This is a genomic window from Bradyrhizobium sp. LeoA1Lang, assembly GCF_055413685.1.
In genome coordinates this window covers 1-776 of the sequence record NZ_JBVAPG010000452.1, presented here as the reverse complement: position 1 = coordinate 776, position 776 = coordinate 1, and the positions used below count along the sequence as shown (strand labels likewise).

Below are 776 nucleotides of genomic sequence, written 5' to 3'. Positions count from 1 at the left end.
CAGCCGGTGTGATATCTCTCGTCATGGCGTTGCTCTCCTTTGTGGAATCAGCACCCCGAGCCTACCGGCTCAAGGTGGGCAACGCCGACCTCTTCAGTAATTCAACAGAACCCGGGACATCCCCAGACAAGAGGCCAAGGGCAAATAGCGCAGCGCTTTTCATTCGCGTTCTGCAAACCGCTTCGATTGAAATCGTTGATCGCGGACCCTTCTGGCCACGCTTCGGTCAAATTATCCGCTAGTTACGTGGCGATCAAAGTTGGCGGAAATAGGGAGTAACGGGCGGAAACAAGCGCTCCTCGATCCGCTTATGGGGCAACCCGGACTGTTGGTGTGTGTCATAAACCCGAAGGCGGATACTCGCAACTACGGGTAGGTATAGCCTTCGGCTAATCAGCCGGCAGAAAATTCATATTTTACAACGCCGCGTCAGCTTCATCTAATCCCTTTCTAAGCCATTTGGTGGCCGCAGCGCGCGAAGTCGGTGGGGCTTGCCGGCGAGTGGAGGCGTTTGGCCGGAAACGAGCGAGAGGGACATGATGATATCTGACGAGCGGCAAATACGCATCGATCTGGCCGCCTGGTACTAGCGCGAGCAGGAGCTGCTTTGCGCGGCTTCGGACAACAAGATAGTGTGCTCGGAACATGGACTAGTACCCGGAATCAGAGCTGAGTGATACGGCGCCCTGTGAAGCGGCGTTGACGGACCTTTTTCTTGGTCCAGACGAAGGGCTCGGCTTTGTCGTTGTACGCGTTGACGTAGGCATCGATGTGTT

Annotated in this window: 1 protein-coding gene and 1 pseudogene; one reads left to right on the top strand and one right to left on the bottom strand. The window is 55.7% G+C overall.

The features are described from left to right. Positions 1 to 242, top strand: a 242-nt coding sequence (locus ACZYOF_RS44100) for a hypothetical protein (RefSeq protein ID WP_463719637.1), incomplete at its 5' end; no start/stop codon positions are given. Positions 243 to 663: 421 nt separating this feature from the next. Here the strand turns inward: ACZYOF_RS44100 and ACZYOF_RS44095 are convergent. After that, positions 664 to 776: pseudogene (locus tag ACZYOF_RS44095) on the bottom strand (IS630 family transposase); the annotation flags it as partial.